This window comes from Limnohabitans sp. MMS-10A-192 (genome assembly GCF_003063335.1).
Taxonomy (GTDB): domain Bacteria; phylum Pseudomonadota; class Gammaproteobacteria; order Burkholderiales; family Burkholderiaceae_C; genus Limnohabitans_A.
Map to the genome: position 1 here is coordinate 339,693 of NZ_NERX01000003.1, position 22,685 is coordinate 362,377.

The following is a 22,685-nucleotide window of genomic DNA, read 5'->3' on the forward strand; positions in this document are numbered from 1 at the left end:
ACTTTCTGTGTCTTGGCGATGCCTTTGATCTGTCATTGCGAGCGAAGCGTGGCAATCCAGTGTTTGCACCAGCACCTCATCAGCACCATCACAAAGGCTCCCATGAACCCCATAGAACTTGACGCCATCGACCTGCAACTGCTGGACAGCCTGCAGCGCGACGCCAGCCTGAGCAACGTGGCCTTGGCCGAGAAGGTCAACGTCTCGCCGCCCACCTGCCTGCGCCGCGTCAAGCGCCTGGTCGACGGCGGCTGGATCGAGCGGCAAATCGCCGTGCTCAATGCTGACCAATTGGGCGCCGCACTGGGCCATGGCCTCACGGCACTGGTGGAGGTGTCGCTGGACAAACAAGGCGCCGAGCACCTCGACGCCTTTGAAACCCGCGCCGTGGCGCACGACGCTGTGCAGCAATGCTGGCGCGTCTCGCCCGGCCCCGACTTCATGCTGGTCGTGCAGGCCGCTGACATGCCGCACTACCTGAGCATCAGCCAGGCGCTGTTCACGCAAGACGCCAACGTGCGCAACGTCAAAGCCTTCTTCTCGACCAAGCGCGCCAAGTTCACCACCACTTGGCCAGTTTTGGATCGCCGCATCGCAGGCGCGTCCAGATGAGGTCCCTGCCGATCATGTGCAAACGCAGCGACGTACCAACCCGATGAATCAGCGCTCTCCCAGTGACTGGCTGAAGGTTTTGACGATGGGCTTGGTCAGGTACTGAAACACGGTGCGTTGGCCGGTTTTGACTTCGATGGTGGCCGTCATGCCGGGCTGGATTTCGAGCTTTTCGTTGGGGCGCCCGCTGAACTGGCGGCCCGTGGTGCGCACTTGGGCGCGGTAATACGGTTGCTCGCCTTGGCGCAGGTCTTCGCTCAGGGTGTCGGCGCTGATGTAGGTGAGCTTGCCGGACAGTTCGCCGTAGACGGTGTAGTCGTAGGCGTCGATCTTGACGCGCACGTCTTGCCCGGGTTTGAGGAAGGCGATGTCGGCGGGCGAGACTTTGGCCTGGATGACGAGGTCGTCTTCGAGCGGGACGATTTGCATGACTTCTTCACCAGGACGGATCACGCCGCCCAAGGTGGTGATGCGCACGTTTTTGACAACACCGTGCACAGGCGCACGCAGCTCGGTCAGCTCGAGCTGGCTTTTGCGTTGGGCCATGTTTTGCTGCACGCCGGCCAGGTCTTCTTGGGCTTTGCCCAGTTCGGCTTGGGCGTCCTGGAAGTATTTGTTGCGCTTGTTGGTGGCTTGCGATTTGAGCTCGGCCACTTGGCGTTGCAGGCGCAGGATGTCGGTTTGGCTGACGTCGCCGGTTTTGAGCAGGGGCTGCGTCATGGCCAGTTCTTTTTCAACCAGCGCGATCATGCCGTCGAGCGCGGCGATGTCTTCACGGATGGCGGCTTGGCGCTTTTTGAAGAGCATGCCTTGGCTTTGCGTGAAGTCGGGGTAGTCTTTGAGCTCGGGCGGGAATTTCAGCTCGGTGCCGAGCACTTCGGCTTGCAGGCGGGCCACGGTGGCGGCCAGGCCTGCGGCTTTGGCACGGGCTTCGAGGTAGCTGGTTTCAAAGCGGGTTTTTTCGAACTGCAACAAGACCTGCCCGGCCTCGACGGTGTCGCCTTCTTTGACCAGCAGGTCGGCGATGGTGCCGCCTTCTTGTGATTGGATGATTTGCGTGCGCGAGCTGGCAATGACCGAGCCGGGGGCGCGGGTGATTTGGTCCAGGCTGGCCCACAGCGACCACAGCACAAAGATGAGCAAGGTGAAGAAGGTGATCCAGACCGTCAGGCGCAGGCCGCCGACCTTGAAGGGCGCGGCGGGTGCGAAGCGCGGGTTGATGACGGCAGTGCGGTGTTTGAAGACCCAGAACAGGTTCATGCTTTGGCCTCGGCGGGGGCGGATGGATGGGTTTCGGTGCTGACAGTGGCTGTGCCGCGCAGGCGGGCGAGCACGGCGTCACGCGGGCCGTCGAGCACGATGCGGCCTTTGTCGACCACGATGACGCGGCTGACATAGGCCAGCAGTGCGGGCTTGTGGGTAACCACGACCAGCAGCGACTCGGGGGCGAGTTCGTTGAAGAGGTGGTGCATGACGCGGTTTTCGAGTTGCGCGTCCATGGAGGCGGTGGGCTCGTCCAGCAGCATGATGCGCGGTTGTTGCAGCAGCATGCGGGTGATGCCCACCAGCTGGCGTTGGCCGCCCGAGAGGCCTTTGCCGCCTTCGGAGATTTCCAACTCCATGCCTTTGGGGTGGTTCTGGATGACTTGGTCCAGACCGGTCATGGCGGCGGCGCGCAGGATTTGGCTGTCGCTTGGAGATGGCATGCCGAGCGTGAGGTTTTCTCGCAGGGTGCCTTGGAACAGGCGCACGTCTTGCGGCAGGTAGCCCATGTGTTCGCGCACAAATTCGGGGGCCAGTTGGGTCACATCCACGTTGTCCAGAAACACATGGCCTGCGCTGGGTTTGTACAGGCCCGACAAGATCTTGATGAGGGTGGATTTGCCTGAGCCCACGGCGCCGAGGATGGCCACGCGCTCGCCCGGGGCAAAGGCCAGTGCGGGCACCTCGAGGATGGGATGTTTGTCGCTGTAGACAAAGGCAATTTTGTCGAGGCGGACTTGGCCTTGGCAGCTTTGCGGCACGACCAGGCGGGTGGCCGGGTCGCGGTCGCTGGGCATGGCCATGATGCCGTCGAGCCCCTTGAGGGCGATTTGCGCGTGCTTCCATTGCACGATGAGGCCGGGGAACTGCGCCAGCGGCGACAGGGCGCGGCCGCTGATGATGGTGCAAGCGATCAGGCCGCCCATGGTGAGGTCGCCGATGGTGATGATGTAGGCGCCCATGGCGACCATGCCCACGTAGGTGATTTGCTGCATGACTTGCGTGACGTTGGTCGACAGAGTCGACAGGGCACGCATGTGCAGCTCGCCTTGGGCGATGGTGGCCGTGAGGTGGCGCCAGCGGTCGAGTTGTTTCCACTCGCCGTTGGCGGCTTTGATGGATTCGATGCCGTCGATGGCTTCGATCAGCAGGCCGTTTTTGCGGTTGGATTCGGCCATGTGCATGGCGGTGTATTTTTCGATCGGCTTGCGAAACGACAGGCCCACCAAGATGGCCAACGGCACCATGACCAGTGGCACCAGCGCCACTTGCCACGAGATCATGGCGATGACGAGCACAAACAGCAGCGCAAACGGCGCGTCGGCCAGGATGAACAAGGTGGACGAGGTGAGGAAGCTGCGCACCGATTCGAAGTGGCGGATTTGCGAGGCGAAGGTGCCCACGGTGCGGGGGCGTGCATCCATGCGGATGTCGAGGGCTTTGCCAAAGAAGACAGCGGACAACTCTTGGTCGATGGCTTTGCAGGCGCGCTCGACCATGTGGGCGCGCACTTGTTTGATGAGCAGCTCCAGCGCAATGGAGATCAGCACGCCGATGGTGAGCACCAGCAGCGTGGAGTAGCCTTTGCTGGGCACCACGCGGTCATACACCTGCATGGAGTACATGGCCGCCAGCAGGCCGATGAAGCTGATGATGAAGGTGGCAAAGACAGCGTCCATGAAGGACGAGCGGTAGCGGCTGAGCGCAAAGACAAACCATTCGCCTGCACTTTGGGGGCCGGTGTGTTGTTCTGTGTCTTGCACCGAGGTGACGTGCAGGGCGAGGATGTGGCCTTTTTCCAGCGCCAGCAGGCTGACTTCGCCGACGCGGCCGGTGTGGTCTTCGGTGGTGCAGCCGCCGTGGCTGAGTTTGCCGCGCAGCATGAGCACTTGGGAGCCGTCTTCGGACACCCAGACCAGCGGGAATTGGCCTTTGCTCAGTTGCAGGGCCGCCACTTCGCTGATGGCGGCCGATGCGAAGTGCACGCTCCACAGCTCGATGGCGCGGTGCTTGCGGCTGAGGCTGGCCACATCGACGCCGTCGGCGGTTTGGTGGACCATGCCAAAGCGGTAGGCGGGCACCGAGTGGCCTTGCAGCGCGGCCAGGCGCGAGAGCAAGGCGGCGAGTTCGGGGTCTTGCTGGTAGCTGGGCTGCGCATGGCCCCGGGGGCTGAGGGATGAAGACGTGTCAGTCATGGAGCGCTGTGAGGTGTTGTGCGCTGATGTCGCCGGTCAGGATCATCAATCGCACTTTGGAAGATTGGTAGCCGAAGCGGGTGTCGGCATCGCTGTAGAGGGCTTGGGTTTTTTCGCGCTGGGCGTTGAGCACGTCGAGCCAGTTTTTGCGGCCGACCTGGTATTGGCGCAAATACGATTCGACGATTTCGGTGGTGCCGGCGAGCAAGGATTGGGAGGGCTCGAGCTGCGCTTGCAGCGCTTGGAGCTCGGACAGGCCCGCGCTGACTTGTGCGGTGAGGTTGCGCTCGAGGGTTTCGAGTTCTTGCTGGGTGGCTTCTTTGCGCGAGACCGCCGCTTGCACGCCGGTGCGTGCGCTCAGGCCCGCGCCAGACTGGAACTCGAGGCCCAAGTAGCCTTTGTTGCGGTCGTAGTTGGCGGGCACCAGCCCGCCCCAGGTGTGTTGAAAGCCCGCCACCACGGTGGGCCAGACCTGCGCCTTGCTGACGTTGATCTGGGCGTCGGCGCTGTCGATTTGCGACAGCAGGCGTTTGCGCTGGGCCGAGTGGGCGATGGCGCGCTCGAGCAGCACGCCTTCTGCGGGGGGGGTGAACACGATGTCGGCAGGCGCTTTGATGGGGCCATTGGGCGAACCATTGAGCGAGCCATTCAGGGCGCCGTTGAGCGGCACCGTCCATTGCGCCAAGGTGGTCAGCGACGCGTCGAGTTGCTTTTTGATCTGGATACGTTCGCTGATGGCTTGCTGCAAGCGGGCCAGGGCCAGGGTGGTGTCGGCGGGGGGGCTGATTTGGGCTTCGGTGCGGCGTTGAATCAGGCCCACCAGGCGTTCATGTTCGCTCACATTGAGGGTGGCGCTTTGCAGGCGGCGCTCCAGGCGCAAGGCTTCAAAGAAGGCGGTGGCCACTTGCGTGAGGGCATTGAGCTCGGCTTCGCGGATGCCGGCTTCGGCGGCGCGCAAATTGGCCTCGGACAGTTCGATGCGTGAGCTGAGTTTGCCGCCCGTCCAGAGGGGTTGCTCGACTTTGGCCAGGCTTTGGTTGAGGTTGGTGTCCGAGCGCAGTTGGGTGCTGACGGTGGGAAAGCGCCCCCACTGGGCCGATTCGACATCAAAACCCGCCGCTTGGGCTTGGCTGCGGGCTTGCAAGACGCTGGGGTGCCGGTCGGCACCGATTTCGAGCAGTTGTTTGAGGGTGAAGTCGGCCGCCAGGGCGGGTGAGCTGAGCCCGCCCAGCACGATGGCCCCCAGGCACACCGAGGACGCGATGGATTGGAGTCGGCGCGGCCATGTCGTGCGCGGTGAGAGTGCAGTGGAGGTCATGTATCGCTGGTGGCGGGGGATTCGTGAACTTACCACTTAAATGAATATTAATTTATCCATTTACACTAGATTACAGATTTAATAAAACTAACTTTTGTCGTTTTGAAAGCCAAAAACTGCAAACAGACAACCGCACTTGAACCGATGAGAGAGGACAAACCCCCTCTCGACAAATAGGGGCTTGGCGCTATGATTGACGTTTACGTAAACGTAACACCCATTCAAACGCCTTTCTCGGCCCGGAGACCACCATGACCGACCTTTCCGCAGAATTCAAAGCTTTGGCCAATTACCGCCCCACGAACAAGGTGCGTTTCGTCACGGCAGCCAGCCTGTTTGACGGGCACGATGCGGCCATCAACATCATGCGTCGCATCTTGCAGAGCATGGGCGCCGAGGTGATCCACCTGGGCCACAACCGCTCGGTGGACGAGGTGGTCACGGCCGCGCTGCAAGAAGACGCGCAGGGCATCGCGATCAGCTCTTACCAGGGTGGTCACAACGAATACTTCAGCTACATGGTGGATTTGCTCAAGGCCCGTGGCGGCGAGCACATCAAGGTGTTTGGCGGCGGCGGCGGCGTGATCGTGCCGGCCGAGATCCGCGCCCTGGCCGAAAAAGGCGTGCGCATTTTCAGCCCCGAAGACGGCCAGAAGATGGGCCTGGCCGGCATGATCGGCGAGATGGTGATGCATTGCGACACGGACGTGAGCCCGCTGGCGCCCAAAGACATGGCGGCCATTCAGGGCCACGGCGAGATGAACTGGCGCGCTTTGGCCCAGCTGATCACCGCCCTGGAAAACGACAAGGCCGACGCCCAAGTGGTGGCAGCCGTGCGCGAGCAAGCGGCCAAGACCCGCGTGCCCGTGTTGGGCATCACCGGCACCGGCGGTGCGGGCAAGTCCTCGCTGACCGACGAGTTGATCCGCCGCCTGCGCCTGGACCAGGACGATGCGCTGCGTGTGGCCGTCATTTCCATCGACCCTTCGCGCCGCAAGAGCGGTGGCGCGCTGCTGGGCGACCGCATCCGCATGAACGCGATCAGCCCTTGGTCGCAAGGTTCGCGTGTGTTCATGCGCTCGCTGGCCACGCGTGACTTTGGCTCTGAAATCTCTGCCGCCCTGCCCGATGTGGTGGCGGCTTGCAAGGTGGCGGGCTTTGATTTGATCGTGGTGGAAACGTCGGGCATTGGCCAGGGCGACGCCGCCATCGTGCCGCATGTGGATGTGCCGATGTACGTGATGACGCCCGAGTTTGGCGCGGCCAGCCAGCTCGAGAAGATCGACATGCTGGACTTTGCCGAGTTCGTGGCGATCAACAAATTCGACCGCAAGGGCGCATCTGACGCCCTGCGTGACGTGGCCAAGCAGGTGCAGCGCAACAAAGAAGCCTGGACCGTGCCCACCGAGCAGATGCCGGTGTTTGGCACCATGGCGGCACGCTTCAACGACGACGGCGTGACCGCGTTGTACCAGGCGCTGAAGGTGCGTTTGATGGAACTGGGCATGAAGGCCAGCGATGGCCGTTTGCCCGTGGTGAACGTGCGCCACAGCACCCACCAAAATCCTGTAGTGCCATCGGCTCGCACGCGCTATTTAGCCGAAATCAGCGACACCGTGCGCGGCTACAAAAAGCGCGCCATCGCGCAAGCCCGCTTGGCCCGCGAGATTCAACAACTGCGCGCTGCGGCCCGCATGCTCGAAGAAGGCAAGCCCGGCCGCGCCAAGGCGTCGGAAGCCGCCATCGATTTGGCCGTGGCCCGCGAAGAAACCCAGGACCCCACCGCCAAGAAGCTGCTGGCCCAGTGGCCCGACATGCAAAAAGCCTATGCGGGCGACGAGTACGTGGTGAAGATCCGCGACAAGGAAATCCGCACGGCGCTCACCACCAAATCGCTGAGCGGCACCACCATCCGCAAAGTGGCCCTGCCCCAATACGAAGACGATGGCGAAGTGCTCAAGTGGCTGATGCTGGACAACGTGCCCGGCAGCTACCCTTACACCGCAGGCACCTTTGCCTTCAAGCGCGAAGGCGAAGACCCGACCCGCATGTTCGCCGGTGAAGGCGACCCCTTCCGCACCAACCGCCGCTTCAAACTGGTGAGCGAAGGCTTGCCCGCCAAGCGCCTGTCCACCGCGTTTGACTCGGTCACGCTGTACGGCAACGACCCCGACCTGCGTCCGGACATCTACGGCAAGATCGGCAACTCGGGCGTGAACGTGGCGACGCTCGACGACATGAAAGTGCTGTACTCGGGCTTTGACCTGTGCAACCCGACCACCAGCGTGTCGATGACCATCAACGGCCCCGCGCCATCGATCCTGGCCATGTTCATGAACACGGCCATCGACCAGAACATCGACAAGTTCAAAGCCGAAAACGGCCGCGAACCCACCGAGACCGAAACCGCCAAGATCAAGGAATGGGTGCTGGCCAATGTGCGCGGCACGGTGCAAGCCGACATCCTGAAAGAAGACCAGGGCCAAAACACCTGCATCTTCTCGACCGAGTTCTCGCTCAAGGTCATGGGCGACATCGCGCAGTACTTTGTGCACCACGACGTGCGCAACTTCTACTCGGTGTCCATCTCGGGTTACCACATCGCAGAAGCCGGGGCCAACCCGATCAGCCAGCTGGCGTTCACGCTGTCCAACGGCTTCACCTTCGTGGAAGCGTATTTGGCGCGTGGCATGCACATCGACGACTTCGCACCGAATCTCTCCTTCTTCTTCAGCAACGGCATGGACCCCGAATACACGGTGCTTGGCCGCGTGGCGCGCCGCATCTGGGCGGTGGCCATGAAAGAGAAATACGGCGCGAACGAGCGTTCACAAAAACTGAAGTACCACATCCAGACCTCGGGCCGCTCGCTGCACGCGCAAGAGATCCAGTTCAACGACATCCGCACCACGCTGCAAGCGCTGATCGCGATCTACGACAACTGCAACAGCTTGCACACCAACGCGTTTGACGAAGCCATCACCACGCCCACCGAAGACTCGGTGCGACGCGCCATGGCGATCCAGCTGATCATCAACCGCGAGTGGGGCCTGGCCAAGAACGAGAACCCCAACCAGGGCGCTTTCATCATCGACGAACTCACCGAGCTGGTCGAAGAAATGGTGCTGGCCGAGTTTGAAAAGATCGCCGAGCGCGGCGGTGTATTGGGCGCGATGGAAACCGGCTACCAGCGCGGCAAGATCCAAGACGAGTCCATGCACTACGAGATGCTCAAGCACACCGGCGAGCTGCCCATCATCGGCGTCAACACCTTCCGCAACCCCAAGGGCGACGAAGTCATGGAAACGCTGGAACTGGCCCGCTCGACCGAGGAAGAAAAGCAGAGCCAGCTCAAGCGCCTGAACGACTTCCACGCCCTGCACGCCAACGAGTCGCCTGCGATGCTCAAGCGCCTGCAACAGGCCGTGATCGACAACGGCAACGTGTTCGAAGTGCTGATGGACGCGGTGCGTGTGTGCTCGCTGGGTCAGATCACCAACGCGCTGTTCGAGGTGGGTGGTCAGTACCGACGCAATATGTGATCCAAGACTGGATCGCCGCGCTCCGCTCGCGATGACAAGGCTTGTGTCATTGCGAGGAGCTTGCGACGCAGCAATCCAGCTCTAACGCCCCAACAAAAAGCCCGCCTAGGCGGGGCTTTTTCATGGGCAAACCTGGCCTCAGGTTCCAATCACGCCGCCATCGTTCTTGGTGATGATGACCGTCGCCGATCGCGGCATGGCACTGCCACCTTCAGGCCAGTGGCTAGAGCCACCGCCGTTTTCACCTGGGTGCTGGATATTGATGAACAAGGTTTTGCTGTCCGGAGTGAAGGTCAATCCAGTCACTTCACATTCCTTGGGGCCCACGAGGAAACGTCGGATTTCCTTGGTGACCGGATCGGCCGCCAGCATCTGGTTATTGCCTTGCTTGGCATAGTCCCCAGTGTTGCTGTACTTGCCGTCTGTTTGAATCCACAGGCGTCCAAACTGGTCAAAGCCCAAGCCATCGGGGCTGTTGAATGTGTTGTCCGCAGTGACATTGCTTGAGCCCGCTTTGAGGGTCCCCTGATTGGCAGTCACACTGGGATTGCCCGCCAAAACAAAAATATCCCAATCAAAGGTCGCGGCAGCAGCGTCGCCACCCGTTTCGCGCCAGCGCACAATTTGTCCGTAAATATTGCTGGTTCGCGGATTGGCGTCGTTGACTGCAGTGCGACCAGAATTGTTGGTCAAGGTCACATAGACCTCACCTGAAGTCGGGTGCACGGTGACCCACTCTGGCCGGTCCATTTTGGTGGCACCAACAGCGTCAGCGGCAAGCCGTGCATTGATGAGAACATCGGCTTGGTTGGTGAAGGTGTAAGTGGCGTAGCCTGAAATCAATGCATTGCTGATGTTCAGTTCAACCCATTGGCCAGTGCCCATGAAATCGCCTGTGGTGGCTCCATCGTTGAACTTGGCCACATACAGCTTGCCGCTGTCGAGCAAGTTGGCATTGGCACGCTGATTGCCTTCGATGTACGCATTGGTCGAGACAAATTTGTAGACGTAGTCATCGGCCTGGTCATCGCCCATGTAGACCACCACACGTTTGTCTTTGGTAAAGGCGTAAGCGGCATTTTCATGCTTGAAGCGACCCAGCGCAGTGCGTTTTTTGGGTTTAGAGGTGGGATCAAATGGATCGATCTCAACAATCCAACCAAAACGGTTCGACTCGTTGGGCTCGATTTTGTAATCGAACCTGGTGTGTTGTACCTCCCACGCATAACCGGACGTGTTTTTTGTGATCCCGTAGCGCTTCATGGAGACTGTGCGCCCATCCACAGTGGGGTCCACAGTGGTCCCGAAATTGTTGTTGAAGTTTTCTTCGCAGGTCAAATAAGTGCCCCACGGGGTGTAACCGTTACCGCAGTTGTTGATCGTGCCCAACACATCGGTGCCGGTGGTGTCTGCACTGGTTTTCAACTTGTCGTCGCCAGCAGCTGGCCCCGTGAGCAACATGGGGGTCGCGGCAGTGATGCGGCGGTTGTACACAGAGTCCGTCACCAAGGCCCAAGTGCCAGCGGTTTTCTTGATGTGGAGGACCGAACAACCCCAAGAGTTGATGGCCTTGTTGACGCGCTCCAGCGTGTTGGCGGGCGCTGGTGTGGGCCCGAACAAGGTCAGGTAGTCGGTGTAGGCTGGTGCCAAAGTGGTGTTGTATTCATGGTTCATCACCAACAAGCCTTCGCTGCTGGATGTGCCATTGATGGGGAAGAAATGAATGCCGTCGTGGTTGTCACCCACTTGGCGTGCTTGGTCTGCAGCAGACTCGGTGCCATTGCCCGACCATGTCGAACCTGCACCGGTCGAAAACAAGGGTGTACCCCAAGGTACAAAGGCCGTGGCGGTGTACCCCTCGGCCACCACAACGGTATCGGCAGATGATGCCGCAAGCGCCTTGAAGCCGAGCAATGAAGCGACGCTCTCGTTGTCGCTGCCACCGCAAGCCGCCAAAGGGCCCGCCAGGAATGTGGCAACGGCCGCACCGCTGCCGAATTTCAAGAATCCGCGACGATTGACTGCGCGGTTGACGACATTTTGAAAATGTTCGTTCTGGGTCAGATTGGTGGGCAAGTCTTCACTGTCGATGGCGCTGATCTGCATTGAAAATTCTCCGTTAAGTAAATAAATAAGCGTGACCGGGATAACCCATTCAGTCTTGCAAGGCCATGTGTCAGACACATGAAAATGGATTGAAGATTTCAAGACACTCTTGGTTTCAAAACTGCGCCAACAGGTCGGAGGATTCAAGCTGGACAAGTCTGTGGGTGGCGCCTGCACTTGTCGGACCGTAAGGGGCGCACAGCTTGGGCACAATGGGGCCATGAGAACCCCCATCCCTTTCATCGCCCCCGAAGTTTTTGACAACGCCGATGCGGCCCTGGCCCGCGTGCAGGCCATTTACGCGCAAAGCGTGACACACCTGCGCCAAGCCATGCAGCGCTTTGTGGCCGGTGACGAGCTGCACGACCGGGTGCGCGCTTGCTACCCCTATGTGCGGCTGGAGACCGCCACCGACTGGACGCCACCGGATGATGCCGAAGCCGAGTTGCTGAGCTATGGCTTTCTGGCCAGCGCTGGGCAGTACGCCACCACCCTCACCCGCCCGGACTTGTTTGCCCCTTATTTGCGCAAGCAGTTCGAGCTGTTGATCCTCAACCACGGTGTGCGGCTGGAGGTGGGCACCAGCAAAGAGCCGATGCCGGTGCATTTTTCGTTTGCAGAAAACGAGCACATGGAAGGCGAGATGAGCGCTGCACGCCGCGCCCGCTTGCGCGATGTGTTTGACCTGCCCGACCTGACCGCGATGGACGACAGCATTGCCAATGGCACTTGGCGCGGCGCGCAGGGCCAGCCCGAGCCCTTGTCGCTGTTCACCGGGGCGCGCACCGACTATTCGCTGCACCGCTTGCGGCATTACAGCGGCACCAGTCCGGCGCACTTTCAGAACTATGTGCTGTTCACCAATTACCAGTTCTACATCGACGAGTTCATCGCGCTGGGCCGCGCCGAGATGGCAAAGCCGGACAGCCCCTATGTGGCGTTTGTGGAGCCGGGCAATGTGGTCACGCGGCGTGTGGGCCTGAGTGCCGAGCCTGACGATGCGCTGGGCGCCCCGCCACCGCGCCTGCCGCAAATGCCGGGCTACCACCTCGCGCGCGAAGACCACAGCGGCATCACCATGGTCAATATCGGGGTGGGGCCCGCCAACGCCAAGAACATCACCGACCACATTGCGGTGCTGCGTCCGCACGCCTGGCTGATGGTGGGCCATTGCGCGGGCCTGCGCACCACGCAGCAGCTGGGCGACTATGTGCTGGCCCACGCCTATGTGCGCGAAGACCATGTGCTGGATGAAGAGCTGCCGCTTTGGGTGCCGATTCCGGCGCTGGCCGAGATCCAGGTGGCGTTGGAAAATGCCGTGTCCGAAATCACAGGCTGCAAAGGCCATGACCTCAAGCGGCTCATGCGCACCGGCACCGTGGCCAGCACCGACAACCGCAATTGGGAGCTGTTGCCCGACAACACCCCGCAGCGGCGCTTCAGCCAAAGCCGCGCTGTGGCCCTCGACATGGAAAGCGCCACGATTGCGGCCAACGGCTTCCGCTTTCGGGTGCCCTACGGCACGCTGCTGTGCGTGAGCGACAAGCCGCTGCACGGCGAAATCAAGCTGCCGGGCATGGCCAACCACTTTTACCGCGAACGGGTGAACCAGCACCTGCAAATCGGCATCCGTGCGCTGGAATTGCTGCGCGCCGCAGGCCCGGCCCAACTCCACAGCCGCAAACTGCGCAGCTTTGCCGAAGTGGCGTTTCAATAAGCTACAAGGGTGCTGCGATGGGTCAGCGGCAGATCACCCCAAACCTTTTTCGAGCATGGCAATCACCTCTTCGGCGAAAGCCGCATAGCTGATCGGGCCGCCCGGGCGCAGCCAGGTGAAGGTCCAGTTGATCATGCCCAGCAGCATCATGGTCAGGGCCGTCTGGTTGGTGGGGGTCAGGCGCTCGGGGTAGGCGCGCTTCAAAAAGCGGGTCATGGCGGCGACGATGTCGCGCTGGCGGTTGAGGATCAAGTCTCTGGGCGAAACCGGGGTGGCACCCAGAGCAGGGTCGGGCGCATCGCTCAAAAATTGGGTGTCGTTGAGCAAGGCCGCATGCCGGGTGGCCGAGGTTTCGTATTCCTGCAAGAAAGCGCGCACCAGTTCGTGCAAGGTGGCGCGGTCGTCCAGGTTCTTGCGTTGGGCCGTGGCTTCGGTCTGCGCGATCAGGCCCAGCAGGCGCTGGGTGTGGCGGTCCAACAAGTCAAACAGGATCGCTTCTTTGCTCTCGTAATAGTGGTACAGCCGCGCCTTGGACGTGCCGCAGGCGGTCGCGATTTCGTTCATGCTGGCGGCCGGGTAGCTGCTTTGCGCAAAGCTTTGCGCTGCGATGTCCAGGATCGCGTCGCGCTTGATGTCGTGGGTGGCAGATTTGGGGCGGGCCATGTGTCAGCTTTTCAAACAGGCCAGACAACGCCGTTGTCATTCAAGATCGCGTCCAGCGGCTCGTCATGCGCCTCGGGCTCCAAGTCGTCCACATAGCCTTGGGTAAAGCCCAGGCCCACGGTGAACGGTTTGGGCTGCAGCGTGGCCAGGGTGCGGTCGTAAAAACCGCCGCCGTAACCCAGGCGGTAGCCACCAATGCCATAGCCCACGCAGGGCACAAACAGCAAGGTGGGCACGATCACTTCGGTGTCTTTGGGCTTGGGGATACCGTAGGCGTCTTCTTCCATCGGGCAGCCGGGATACCAAGTGTGGAAGGTAAGTGTCTTGTGCAACTTGTTGACCACCGGCAGGCCAATGCGGCGGCGCTGCGGCTCGCCATGCAGCTCGCCGTCTTCTTTCCAGCGGTGCAGCACGGGCAAGGGGTCAAATTCGCCCTTGATGGGCCAGTAAGCACCGATCACGGTGTCCGGGCGGTCAAACAGCCAGATGCGCATCACGCGCTGCAAGGCCTCGGCCCGCTCCAGGCGGTCCGGCAGGTTCAATCTTTCTTCGATCAAGGCCTTTCTCAAGGCTTTCTTGGCATCCGCTTTGTCCATAATCAACCCATGCCTCATTCATTCAAGCAACTGACACAGATTCTGACACTGGTTGGCGCCTTGGCCGCGATTGGCCTGGCCTGTTTTCCTGCGCAAGCGCAAAACAAAGGCGACGAAACCCTGCTGGAGATGGCCCAAGCCTTCCGCAAAAACGACAAAGCCCGCTTGAGCGCCCTGCTGCCACAAGCCCGCGGGCACCTGCTGGAGCCCTTGGCCGCCTATTGGGAGCTGCGCCCTCGGCTGGACAGCGCATCGGCGTCCGAGGTCCGCAACTTCCTGAACACGTATGCGGGCAGCTATTACGAAGACCGCCTGCGCAACGACTGGCTGCTGCAGCTGGGCAAACGCCGCGACTGGGCCACATTCACCGCCGAATACCCCCACTACCGCATGCGCGATGACCGAGAAGTGCGTTGCTATGCGCTGGCGACGGAGGCCATCAACAGCAAAGCCAATGTGGCCGATGAGGCCAAACGTCTTTGGTATTCGCTGCGCGAAGCCGAAGACGGCTGCACCTATGTGGCCGAGCACCTGCACTCGGGCCGGCAGATCAATGGCATCGACCTGTGGCGCAAAGCCCGCATCGCGATGGACGCCAACCGCCCCCGCCCCGCGCAAGCGGCGGTGGACATCGAGGCACCACGCCTGTCCGAGCAAGTGGCCTTGATCCACGCCGACCCGGCCAAGTACCTGGACAAACGCATCATCGCCATCACGCGCAACCGCAAAGAACTGGCGGTGTTGGCCTTGATACGCTTGGCCGCAAGCGATCCGGACAAAGCGGCCAATTTGCTGGAGCACCACTGGGGCGTCCAACTGAGCGCCGAAGAGCGCAACTGGACCTGGGCCGTGATTGGCAAGCAGGCCGCGCAAAAACTGCAAGACAACGCCAGCAGCTACTTTGCCAATGTGCGCCGCGATGGTGACCTGAACGACGATTTGCTGGGCTGGAAAGTGCGCGCCGCCTTGCGCATGGGACAGTGGAAACAGGTGCTCAGCGCCACACAAGCCATGTCGCCAGAAAGCCGCAAGGAGGCCACCTGGGTGTATTGGCAAGCCCGCGCCCTGCTGGCCACTGCTGGCAAAGACGAAGCGGCCAAGCAAGAGGCGCAAAGCTTGCTGCGCAGCATCGCCAGCGTGCGCGGTTTTTATGAACAGCTCGCGCTGGAGGAGCTGGGTCAGAGCATCACGGTGCCCGAACGCCCCAGCACTTTGAGCGCGCAAGAAAAAGCCACCGCCCAGGCCAACCCGGGTTTGCAACGTGCGCTCTACGCCATCAGCATCGGCTTGCGCGCCGAAGGCAACCGCGAGTGGAACTACAGCACCAACTTGCACAGCCCTGGCGGCATGAACGACCGCGAACTGCTGGCCGCCGCCGACCTGGCCTGCCAGCGCCAGGTGTGGGACCGCTGCATCAACACCAGCGAGCGCACCAAGGACGTGATCGACTTTGAGCAGCGCTTTCCCATGCCGCTGCGCGACATCGTGTTGCGCCGTGCGGGCGAGGTCAAACTCGACCCGGCCTATGTGTATGGCCTGATCCGCCAAGAAAGCCGCTTCATCATGGACGCCCGCTCGGGCGTGGGCGCCTCGGGCCTGATGCAGGTCATGCCCGCCACGGCCAAATGGACCGCCAAGAAAATCGGCATGACCAGCTTCACCCCCGACCAGATCACCGACAAGGAAGTCAACGTGGCCATTGGCACCGGTTACCTCAAGCTGGTGCTGAATGACTTTGAAGGCTCCATGGCCATGGCTGCAGCCGCCTACAACGCAGGGCCCAACCGTCCACGCAACTGGCGCAATGGCCCGGTGCTGGAAGCCGCCATCTGGGCTGAGAACGTGCCATTTCAGGAAACCCGCGACTACGTGAAAAAGGTGTTGTCCAACACCACCAACTACGCCGCCATCCTGACGCGCCAACCGCAATCGCTCAAAAGCCGACTGGGACAAGTAGGGCCGCGCAACAGCAACTTGCCGGAAGTCAACAACGACCTGCCATGACGGTCTGAGGGCAGAAAAACAAGGGAGGCCACCACATGCTGCAGCTTTACATCGCCAACAAGAACTACTCGTCCTGGTCCATGCGCCCCTGGGTGCTGTTGCGCCAGGCGGGCATTGCGTTTGAAGAGGTCTATGTCCGCTTCGACAGCTTTGCGCCCAACTCGCAGTTCAAGGCCACGCTCAAAGACGTCAACCCCGTGGGCAAGGTGCCTGTGCTGGTGCACGATGGGCTGGCCATCTGGGACACCCAGGCGATTGCAGAATATGTGGCGGAGCAGTTTCCTGACAAGCTGTTGTGGCCCACTGACCGCGCCGCCCGAGCCCGCGCGCGCAGCATCTGCGCCGAAATGCACAGCGGCTTTGCAGGCCTGCGCAGCGCCTGCCCGATGAACATCGAGGCCCAGCTGCCCGAAATCGGAGCACTCGCCCTGCGCGACAAACCCGCCGTGCGCGCCGACCTGGAGCGCATTTGCAGCCTGTGGCGCGGCCTGCTGCAAGCGCACGGCGGCCCCATGCTGTTTGGCGACTTCAGCGTGGCCGACGCTTACTTTGCCCCGGTGGTGATGCGCCTGAAAACCTACGCCCTGCCGGTGCCTGCCGATGTGGCCGCCTACATGGACCGCGTGTGCGCCCTGCCCGGCGTGAAGGCCTGGATGGATGACGCCTTGGCCGAGCAGGATTTCATCGACTTTGAAGAGCCCTTCCGGGTGGCTCGCTGAAGGCCGCCATGGAGGTTTTTGTCGTCGGCGGTGCGGTGCGCGATGCCTTGATGGGCCTGAGTGTCAACGACCGCGACTGGGTGGTGGTGGGCAGCACGCCCGAGGCCATGACCGCGCAAGGGTATGTGCCGGTGGGCAAGGATTTCCCGGTGTTTTTGCACCCGAAAAGCCGCGAGGAATACGCGCTGGCCCGCACCGAGCGCAAGACCGCCCGGGGCTACAAAGGCTTTGCGGTGCAGGCCGCGCCCGACGTCACGCTCGAAGAGGACTTGGCCCGGCGCGACCTGACCATCAATGCCATGGCCGTGCCCGAGGCCTTGGCCCATTCAGCACCCAGCACGTGGACGGGCCTGATCGTCGACCCCTATGACGGCCAGCGCGATCTGCAAGCCAAAGTGCTGCGCCATGTGACCGAGGCCTTTGCCGAAGACCCGGTGCGCATCCTGCGGCTGGCACGGTTTGCGGCGCGCTTTGCCGACTTCAGTGTGGCCGATGAAACGATGGCGCTCATGCGCCAGATGGTCGAGGGCGGCGAAGTGGACCATTTGGTGCCCGAGCGCGTATGGCAGGAGCTGGCCAAGGGGCTGATGAGCACCAAGCCTTCGCGCATGTTCGAGGTGCTGCGCGAATGCGGCGCGCTCAAAGTGTTGCTGCCCGAACTGGGCCGCCTGTGGGGCGTGCCCCAACGCGCCGAATACCACCCCGAAGTCGACACCGGCGCGCACATGATGCTGGTGATGGACATGGCCGCCCGGCTGAACACGCCGCTTTCGGTGCGCGTGGCTTGTTTGTTCCACGACCTGGGCAAAGGCAACACACCGGCCGATGTGCTGCCACGCCACATTGGGCACGAAGGGCGCAGCGTGAAGTTGTTGCTCAAGGTGTGCGATCGCCTGCGCGTGCCCCGCGACTGCAAAGAACTGGCCGAGGTGGTGGCGCGCGAGCACGGCAACATCCACCGCAGTGCTGAGTTGAACGCCGAGGCGGTGATGCGACTGCTGGAGCGCTGTGATGCGGTTCGCCAGGCCGAGCGTTTTGAACGGGTGCTGCAAGCCTGTGAATGCGATGCACGGGGGCGCTTGGGCTTGGCCGATGCGGCCTATCCACAAGCCGAGCGGCTGATGCTGGCTCAAAAAGCGGCCTTAGCGGTGGAGACGGCACCGATTGCGCAAGCCGCTGCGCAAGAAGGACTCAAAGGCCCTCAGATCGGCGAGCGGATCACGCAAGCGCGGGTGCAGGCCATTCGCCAGGTCTTGCGTTGATTCCGTGGGGGCATGGATCCCGGCTCGGGGGCCGGGATGACGATACAGATGTCACCCCGGACTTGATCCGGGGTCCATCACGGACTCAGCCTCAAAGATGCGAACGCGCCCACTGCGCAATGTCTGCTGCCGAGCGGAACGCACCCGCCTGTCGGGCCACTTCCTTGCCGCCCACAAACAGCGCCAGCGTGGGGATGCTGCGGATGTTGAAGCGGGCCGCGATGCCTTGCGCTTCTTCGGTGTTGAGTTTGGCCAGGCGCACTTGGGGCTCCAGCAAGGCAGCGGCTTGCTCGTAAGCCGGGGCCATCATGCGGCAAGGGCCGCACCAGGGCGCCCAAAAGTCCACAAGCACAGGCACCTGGCTGCGGCCGATGTGCTTGTCAAAGCTGGCGTCGTCCAAGGCCACGGGGTGGCCATCAAAAAGGGACTGGTGGCACTGCCCGCAATCGGGGCTGCTGCGCATATCGGCCACACGCACCCGGTTGGTGGTGTGGCAATGCGGACAAACAATGTGCAAAGACTCGGTTGAAGTGGTCATGAATTCCCCCTGTGTTTCATCACATCTGGGGGCCATGGCCTGCGGTTCAAGAGTCCCATGCGAAGGACGGCTGCCAAACCGTCCACCCCATCAGCGTGGGGTGCGTGGGGTCATGGGTGGGCGACCGGCCAGGTGACGGAAGCTGATGCGGCCTTTGCTCAAGTCATAAGGCGACAGTTCCAGGGTCACGCGGTCACCGGCCAAAATGCGGATGTGGTTCTTGCGCATCTTGCCTGCCGAGTAAGCGATCAGCTGGTGACCGTTGTCCAGGGTCACACGGAAACGCGTGTCGGGCAACACTTCGTTGACCACGCCCATCAATTCAATCAGTTCTTCTTTAGCCATTTAAAACGTCTTTCTCAAAACAGAATCGGTTTGGTCGTCTGACGCTCGACCCAGAGCACGCCTTCGTCGAGGGCGTATTGGCTGGCAGCGGCAGGCGTTGCAAATTCGGGCACAAACCGCATCACGCGGTCGGTGCTGGCGCTTCCACGGCCACTGGCCACGGACACTTGCGCGCCAAAAGCCCCATTGGGCAGCGCCCGGGAGCAAGGTTGGATTCGGTACTTGCCCATCGAAATGGACTTGTGAAAACAATGGTGAATCGACATGGATTTTATCTAACGGAAGTCTGGCCGCTTTTCCTGCCTCTTTCGGGCGGTCTCGCGGCGCGGGATTTGGCATGTCCTGGTGCCAAAAACGCCTCCGATAAATCCACTGGGAGTGGACCACAGCGCACCGTGCAGAGGTGCATCAAAAGGAAGCAAAAAATCGTCTGGGCCCAGCTGTAAAAGCATGGCGGGCGATGAGCACAGTGGAGGACAAGACTGGCATCCCTCTGCCGGGATGCGCTATCGGCTCGCGAAGAGCTAGATGGGCATAAGTCGCCAATGGCGTGTCGCACTGTAACACGTTCGGGTCTGGCTTGCTTTTGTGGCAGGTGTCAACGACAGATGTGGGGCAGCGGGAAGGCGCGCAGATGGATCCCGGATCAAGTCCGGGATGACATTTAAAAGCTAGGGATGACATTTAAAGGTGCTGTACAGCATTTGTCATCCCGGCCCCCGAGCCGGGATCCATCACCGCACCACCATCACAGCCACTTGGCAATAGCGGCTGCCAGCATACTCAGCAGCAAGGTGCTGGTGATCGGGATGAACCATTCGCGCCCGAACAGGCGAAAGCGGAAATCGCCCGGCAAACGGCCAAAGCCCAGCTTTTGCAGCCAAGACTGCAGGCCACTGAAGATGATCAGGGCCAGAAAAACGACGATGAGCCAACGAAACATGTGTTGCCTTGAAGCGGTTTACAGCCGGTGCGACCGGTCACCCCGGTCAAACCCTTGTGCGGCCCAATCGCCCGAGGTGGCCAGGCCGATCACCTTGAACAGCTCACCCATCTCGTGCTCGTTGACCAGGCGCTGGGCCTGGCTGCGCTCGGCCAAAGAGGCCTCAGCCATGCGTTCGGCCAGGCCCAGGTTGAGCAAGAACCAGGCTTGGCAGGTGTAGCCCAACACTTCGAGCCCGGCGTTCTGTGCAGCCAGCGCCACGCCGGTGAAGTTGACGTGGGCGGTGATGTCTTTCTGGCCCACGGCCACAAGCGGGTCGTCATCGGCCTGGTGCAGTTGGTGGCACATGACGGTGCCCATGTGGCGCTGGGGGTGAAAGTATTCGCCCTCGGGAAAGCCATAGTCCAGAAAAAACGCCGCGCCGCCCCGGCCCGCCTTGAGCCGTTCGGCCAAACTGGCGATGAAGGCTTCAGCTTGTGGGTGGATTTCGGTCAGGTAATCGTGCTCGCCCTCGATGTCCATCGGTGGGCGCAAATCGGTGGGGCGGTCTTGCCAGGCAAAGGCCCTGCCCTCACCCTCGCCAGTGCTGACCACGCCGCGCTCATGCCAGACGCCGCCTGTGCGCTGCAAGAGCTGCACGGGCATGGCGTCGAGCACCTCGTTGCCCACCACCACGCCTTCGATGACATCGGGCCACGCGTCGAGCCAGCGGACTTTGTCCGCGTATTTCAGCAAGGTGTCGGCTTGTCGGGCACGCAAAGTGCCCGACAAATCGATGATGGTGTAGCGGCCAACCGCATCGCCCAAGGCGTCGAGCAATTGCAAGGCCAGGGCACCGGTGCCCGCGCCAAATTCCCAGACATCTTGCGTGCCTGTGACTTGCAAGGCCTGGCGCAGCTGCACCGCCAAGGTGTGTCCAAACAGGGGCGACAAACCGGGCGCGGTCACAAAATCGCTGCCCGAAGACGGCATAGCGCCGAACTTTTGCAAGGCGTTGGTGTAGTAACCCAGACCCGGCTCGTAGAGGGCCATGGCCATGAAGCGGTCAAAGCCCATCCAGCCGCCCGCTTGCGCGATGGCTTGGTGGATGCGTGGGGTCAATTCGGAAGGGGGGTTGATGTTCGGCGTAGACACGCGGTGATTGTCGCCGAAGGTGTTCGGGGTTTGAGAGGGGCGCCAAGTCCGAATTCATGGCTTGCCCGATAATTGACGGTTTGCTTGACCTGCTGTCATGCCCGGCTTGACCCGGCATCCCTGGTTGAACAAGCATGGACCCTGGACCCAAGTCCGGGGTCACAAAAAACAGCCAAAACCAACCATCTTCTTCCATGAAACAAGTTCTGGTCACCGGAGGCGCTCACCGCCTGGGCGCAGAGATCGTTCGCCAATTTGCGGCGGCGGGCTGGCGCGTGTGGTGCCATTACCAACGCTCAGCCGATGCGGCCAAGGCACTGCAGGCTGAGCTGCAGGCTGCTGGGGGCCATGTCGAATGCGTGCAAGCCGACTTGGCGCAAAGCACCGACGTCGAGCGCATGATGGCCCACATCACGCAGACCACCGGGCCACTCGACTGCCTGGTGAACAACGCGTCGCTGTTCGAGCCCGATGAAGGCACTGACATGGACTTGCCCGGTGCGCGCCAACAACTTGAAGTGAATTTGATCGCGCCCATGACGCTGGCTTCGCTCATGGCCCGGCAAAGTGCCCCTGACGCGGCCCCCGGCCAGCGCAGCGTGGTCCACATCCTGGACCAGAAGGTGTTCAACCTGAACCCGGACTATTTTTCGTACACGGTGTCCAAACTGGCATTGGAGCGCGCTGTGGCCTTGCAAGCCCAAGCCCTGGCCCCCTTGCGCGTGTGCGGCGTGGCCCCGGGCCTGATGTTTTTGAGCGGCCCGCAAACCCAAGACAACTTTGACCGCGCCAGCCGCGTGAACCTGCTGCGCGAGCCGATTGACCCGGCGCAGGTGGCCGCCACCTGCCTGTTTTTGGCACAGAACCCTTGCATCACCGGAACCACCGTCTGCGTGGACAACGGCCAACACTTGGTGCCTTTGGCGCGGGACGTGATGTTTTTGGCCGACACGAAAGATGCCTCATGAGCGATGTTCTGACGCAATTGGCCCTCAACTGCCGCCGCCTGTTTTTGCGCAACCACATGGTGGACGTGCGCATTGGCGCGCACGACTTTGAAAAGCTCGGTCCCCAGCGCATCGTCTTCAATGTGGAACTGTTCGTGCCCTACAGCGCGTCCACCCCCACACAGGACGACCTGGCCGAGGTGGTGGACTACGACTTCATCCGCGAGGTGATTGCCCGCCGTGTGGCCCGGTGCCACATCGTGCTGCAAGAGACTTTGTGTGACGACCTGATGCGCGAGCTGATCGCGCACCCGCAGGTGCAGGCGGTGCGCCTGTCAAGCTGCAAACCCGATGTGTACCCGGACTGCGAAGCCGTCGGGGTTGAAATTTTCCAAATCAAACCCGCGCCATGAAAACACCCGCAGGACACCAAACTTTGGAGCTGACCGGTTTGCGCTTTGACGCCAACCTGGGCATCCTCGAGCACGAAAAAACCGACCCGCAACCGATTCAGGTCGATGCCGAACTGAACCTGGGCACGCAGCCCCTGCTGCCCAGCGACGACGACATCCACCATGTGTTGGACTACCGCAAGGTGCGCAAAATCATCATCGATGAATGCACCGCCGAGCACATCAACCTGCTGGAAACACTGATCGGCAAAGTCTCGAACCGCCTGATGCAGTTGCCCGGCGTGTTGGGTGTGCGCGTCAAGATTGCCAAACTTGAAATTTTTGAAGACTGCGAAGTGGCCATTCGCATGGAAACCGGACAGTGGTGA

General features: G+C 61.6%; 20 protein-coding genes. 9 read left to right on the forward strand and 11 right to left on the reverse strand.

What is annotated here, in order from left to right:
* Window positions 1-102: 102 nt before the first annotated feature.
* Complete coding sequence (locus B9Z43_RS08815; protein ID WP_108324730.1) at window positions 103-612, forward strand: Lrp/AsnC family transcriptional regulator; 510 nt, start codon at window positions 103-105, stop codon at window positions 610-612.
* Window positions 613-660: 48 nt separating this feature from the next.
* On the opposite strand, the gene B9Z43_RS08820 is transcribed toward B9Z43_RS08815, so the two are convergent.
* Genes B9Z43_RS08820 through B9Z43_RS08830 form a run of 3 tightly spaced genes read right to left on the reverse strand, consistent with a single transcriptional unit; the run spans window position 661 to window position 5,388 of the window.
* Complete coding sequence (locus B9Z43_RS08820; RefSeq protein ID WP_108324487.1) at window positions 661-1,872, reverse strand: HlyD family type I secretion periplasmic adaptor subunit; 1,212 nt, start codon at window positions 1,870-1,872, stop codon at window positions 661-663.
* Window positions 1,869-4,070, reverse strand: a complete 2,202-nt coding sequence (locus B9Z43_RS08825) for a type I secretion system permease/ATPase (protein WP_108324489.1) — start codon at window positions 4,068-4,070, stop codon at window positions 1,869-1,871. The genes B9Z43_RS08820 and B9Z43_RS08825 overlap by 4 nt, the downstream gene beginning before the upstream one ends.
* Window positions 4,063-5,388 (reverse strand): TolC family protein, encoded by a 1,326-nt coding sequence (locus B9Z43_RS08830; RefSeq protein WP_108324492.1) that lies wholly within the window; start codon window positions 5,386-5,388, stop codon window positions 4,063-4,065. The genes B9Z43_RS08825 and B9Z43_RS08830 overlap by 8 nt, the downstream gene beginning before the upstream one ends.
* Window positions 5,389-5,639: 251 nt before the next feature.
* Between B9Z43_RS08830 and icmF the strand changes: the two genes are divergently transcribed.
* Entirely contained in the window at window positions 5,640-8,930 is a 3,291-nt protein-coding gene (icmF, locus tag B9Z43_RS08835) for a fused isobutyryl-CoA mutase/GTPase IcmF (protein WP_108324494.1), read from the forward strand.
* Between the two features lie 138 nt (window positions 8,931-9,068).
* Here icmF and B9Z43_RS08840 read toward each other — a convergent pair whose 3' ends face one another.
* Window positions 9,069-11,036 (reverse strand): PhoX family phosphatase, encoded by a 1,968-nt coding sequence (locus B9Z43_RS08840; protein WP_199222282.1) that lies wholly within the window; start codon window positions 11,034-11,036, stop codon window positions 9,069-9,071.
* Between the two features lie 220 nt (window positions 11,037-11,256).
* Here B9Z43_RS08840 and B9Z43_RS08845 point away from each other — a divergent pair, with 220 nt between their 5' ends.
* Complete coding sequence (locus B9Z43_RS08845; RefSeq protein ID WP_108324496.1) at window positions 11,257-12,753, forward strand: AMP nucleosidase; 1,497 nt, start codon at window positions 11,257-11,259, stop codon at window positions 12,751-12,753.
* Between the two features lie 33 nt (window positions 12,754-12,786).
* Here B9Z43_RS08845 and B9Z43_RS08850 read toward each other — a convergent pair whose 3' ends face one another.
* Window positions 12,787-13,416: a TetR/AcrR family transcriptional regulator gene (locus B9Z43_RS08850; RefSeq protein ID WP_108324499.1), complete on the reverse strand. Its 630-nt coding sequence runs from the start codon at window positions 13,414-13,416 to the stop codon at window positions 12,787-12,789.
* Between the two features lie 11 nt (window positions 13,417-13,427).
* Complete coding sequence (locus tag B9Z43_RS08855; RefSeq protein WP_108324501.1) at window positions 13,428-14,012, reverse strand: 5-formyltetrahydrofolate cyclo-ligase; 585 nt, start codon at window positions 14,010-14,012, stop codon at window positions 13,428-13,430.
* Window positions 14,013-14,021: 9 nt separating this feature from the next.
* Between B9Z43_RS08855 and B9Z43_RS08860 the strand changes: the two genes are divergently transcribed.
* The 3 genes from B9Z43_RS08860 to B9Z43_RS08870 are packed head-to-tail and all read left to right on the forward strand — an operon-like array spanning window position 14,022 to window position 17,997.
* Entirely contained in the window at window positions 14,022-16,016 is a 1,995-nt protein-coding gene (locus tag B9Z43_RS08860) for a lytic transglycosylase domain-containing protein (RefSeq protein ID WP_108324503.1), read from the forward strand.
* A gap of 35 nt (window positions 16,017-16,051) precedes the next feature.
* On the forward strand, window positions 16,052-16,735 hold the full coding sequence (locus tag B9Z43_RS08865; RefSeq protein ID WP_108324505.1) for a glutathione S-transferase family protein: 684 nt from the start codon (window positions 16,052-16,054) through the stop codon (window positions 16,733-16,735).
* An 8-nt stretch (window positions 16,736-16,743) separates the two neighbouring features.
* Complete coding sequence (locus B9Z43_RS08870; RefSeq protein ID WP_108324507.1) at window positions 16,744-17,997, forward strand: multifunctional CCA addition/repair protein; 1,254 nt, start codon at window positions 16,744-16,746, stop codon at window positions 17,995-17,997.
* A 91-nt stretch (window positions 17,998-18,088) separates the two neighbouring features.
* On the opposite strand, the gene trxC is transcribed toward B9Z43_RS08870, so the two are convergent.
* From trxC to B9Z43_RS08895, 5 genes are all read right to left on the reverse strand, one after another.
* Complete coding sequence (trxC, locus tag B9Z43_RS08875; protein WP_108324734.1) at window positions 18,089-18,535, reverse strand: thioredoxin TrxC; 447 nt, start codon at window positions 18,533-18,535, stop codon at window positions 18,089-18,091.
* Between the two features lie 90 nt (window positions 18,536-18,625).
* Window positions 18,626-18,880: a translation initiation factor IF-1 gene (gene infA, locus B9Z43_RS08880; RefSeq protein WP_108324509.1), complete on the reverse strand. Its 255-nt coding sequence runs from the start codon at window positions 18,878-18,880 to the stop codon at window positions 18,626-18,628.
* Between the two features lie 14 nt (window positions 18,881-18,894).
* On the reverse strand, window positions 18,895-19,146 hold the full coding sequence (locus tag B9Z43_RS08885) for a hypothetical protein (RefSeq protein ID WP_233250147.1): 252 nt from the start codon (window positions 19,144-19,146) through the stop codon (window positions 18,895-18,897).
* A 482-nt stretch (window positions 19,147-19,628) separates the two neighbouring features.
* The gene (locus B9Z43_RS08890) at window positions 19,629-19,823 is read right to left on the reverse strand and encodes a DUF2905 domain-containing protein (RefSeq protein WP_108324512.1); all 195 of its coding nucleotides are present in this window, start codon (window positions 19,821-19,823) and stop codon (window positions 19,629-19,631) included.
* Window positions 19,824-19,841: 18 nt separating this feature from the next.
* A complete protein-coding gene (locus B9Z43_RS08895; RefSeq protein ID WP_108324738.1) occupies window positions 19,842-20,879 on the reverse strand; it encodes a class I SAM-dependent methyltransferase in 1,038 nt (345 codons plus the stop codon).
* Between the two features lie 272 nt (window positions 20,880-21,151).
* Here B9Z43_RS08895 and B9Z43_RS08900 point away from each other — a divergent pair, with 272 nt between their 5' ends.
* Genes B9Z43_RS08900 through B9Z43_RS08910 form a run of 3 tightly spaced genes read left to right on the forward strand, consistent with a single transcriptional unit; the run spans window position 21,152 to window position 22,685 of the window.
* The gene (locus B9Z43_RS08900) at window positions 21,152-21,925 is read left to right on the forward strand and encodes an SDR family oxidoreductase (protein ID WP_108324740.1); all 774 of its coding nucleotides are present in this window, start codon (window positions 21,152-21,154) and stop codon (window positions 21,923-21,925) included.
* On the forward strand, window positions 21,922-22,317 hold the full coding sequence (locus B9Z43_RS08905; protein WP_108324514.1) for a dihydroneopterin aldolase: 396 nt from the start codon (window positions 21,922-21,924) through the stop codon (window positions 22,315-22,317). Before B9Z43_RS08900 ends, B9Z43_RS08905 begins: the two co-directional genes overlap by 4 nt.
* Window positions 22,314-22,685 (forward strand): dihydroneopterin aldolase, encoded by a 372-nt coding sequence (locus tag B9Z43_RS08910; protein WP_108324516.1) that lies wholly within the window; start codon window positions 22,314-22,316, stop codon window positions 22,683-22,685. Before B9Z43_RS08905 ends, B9Z43_RS08910 begins: the two co-directional genes overlap by 4 nt.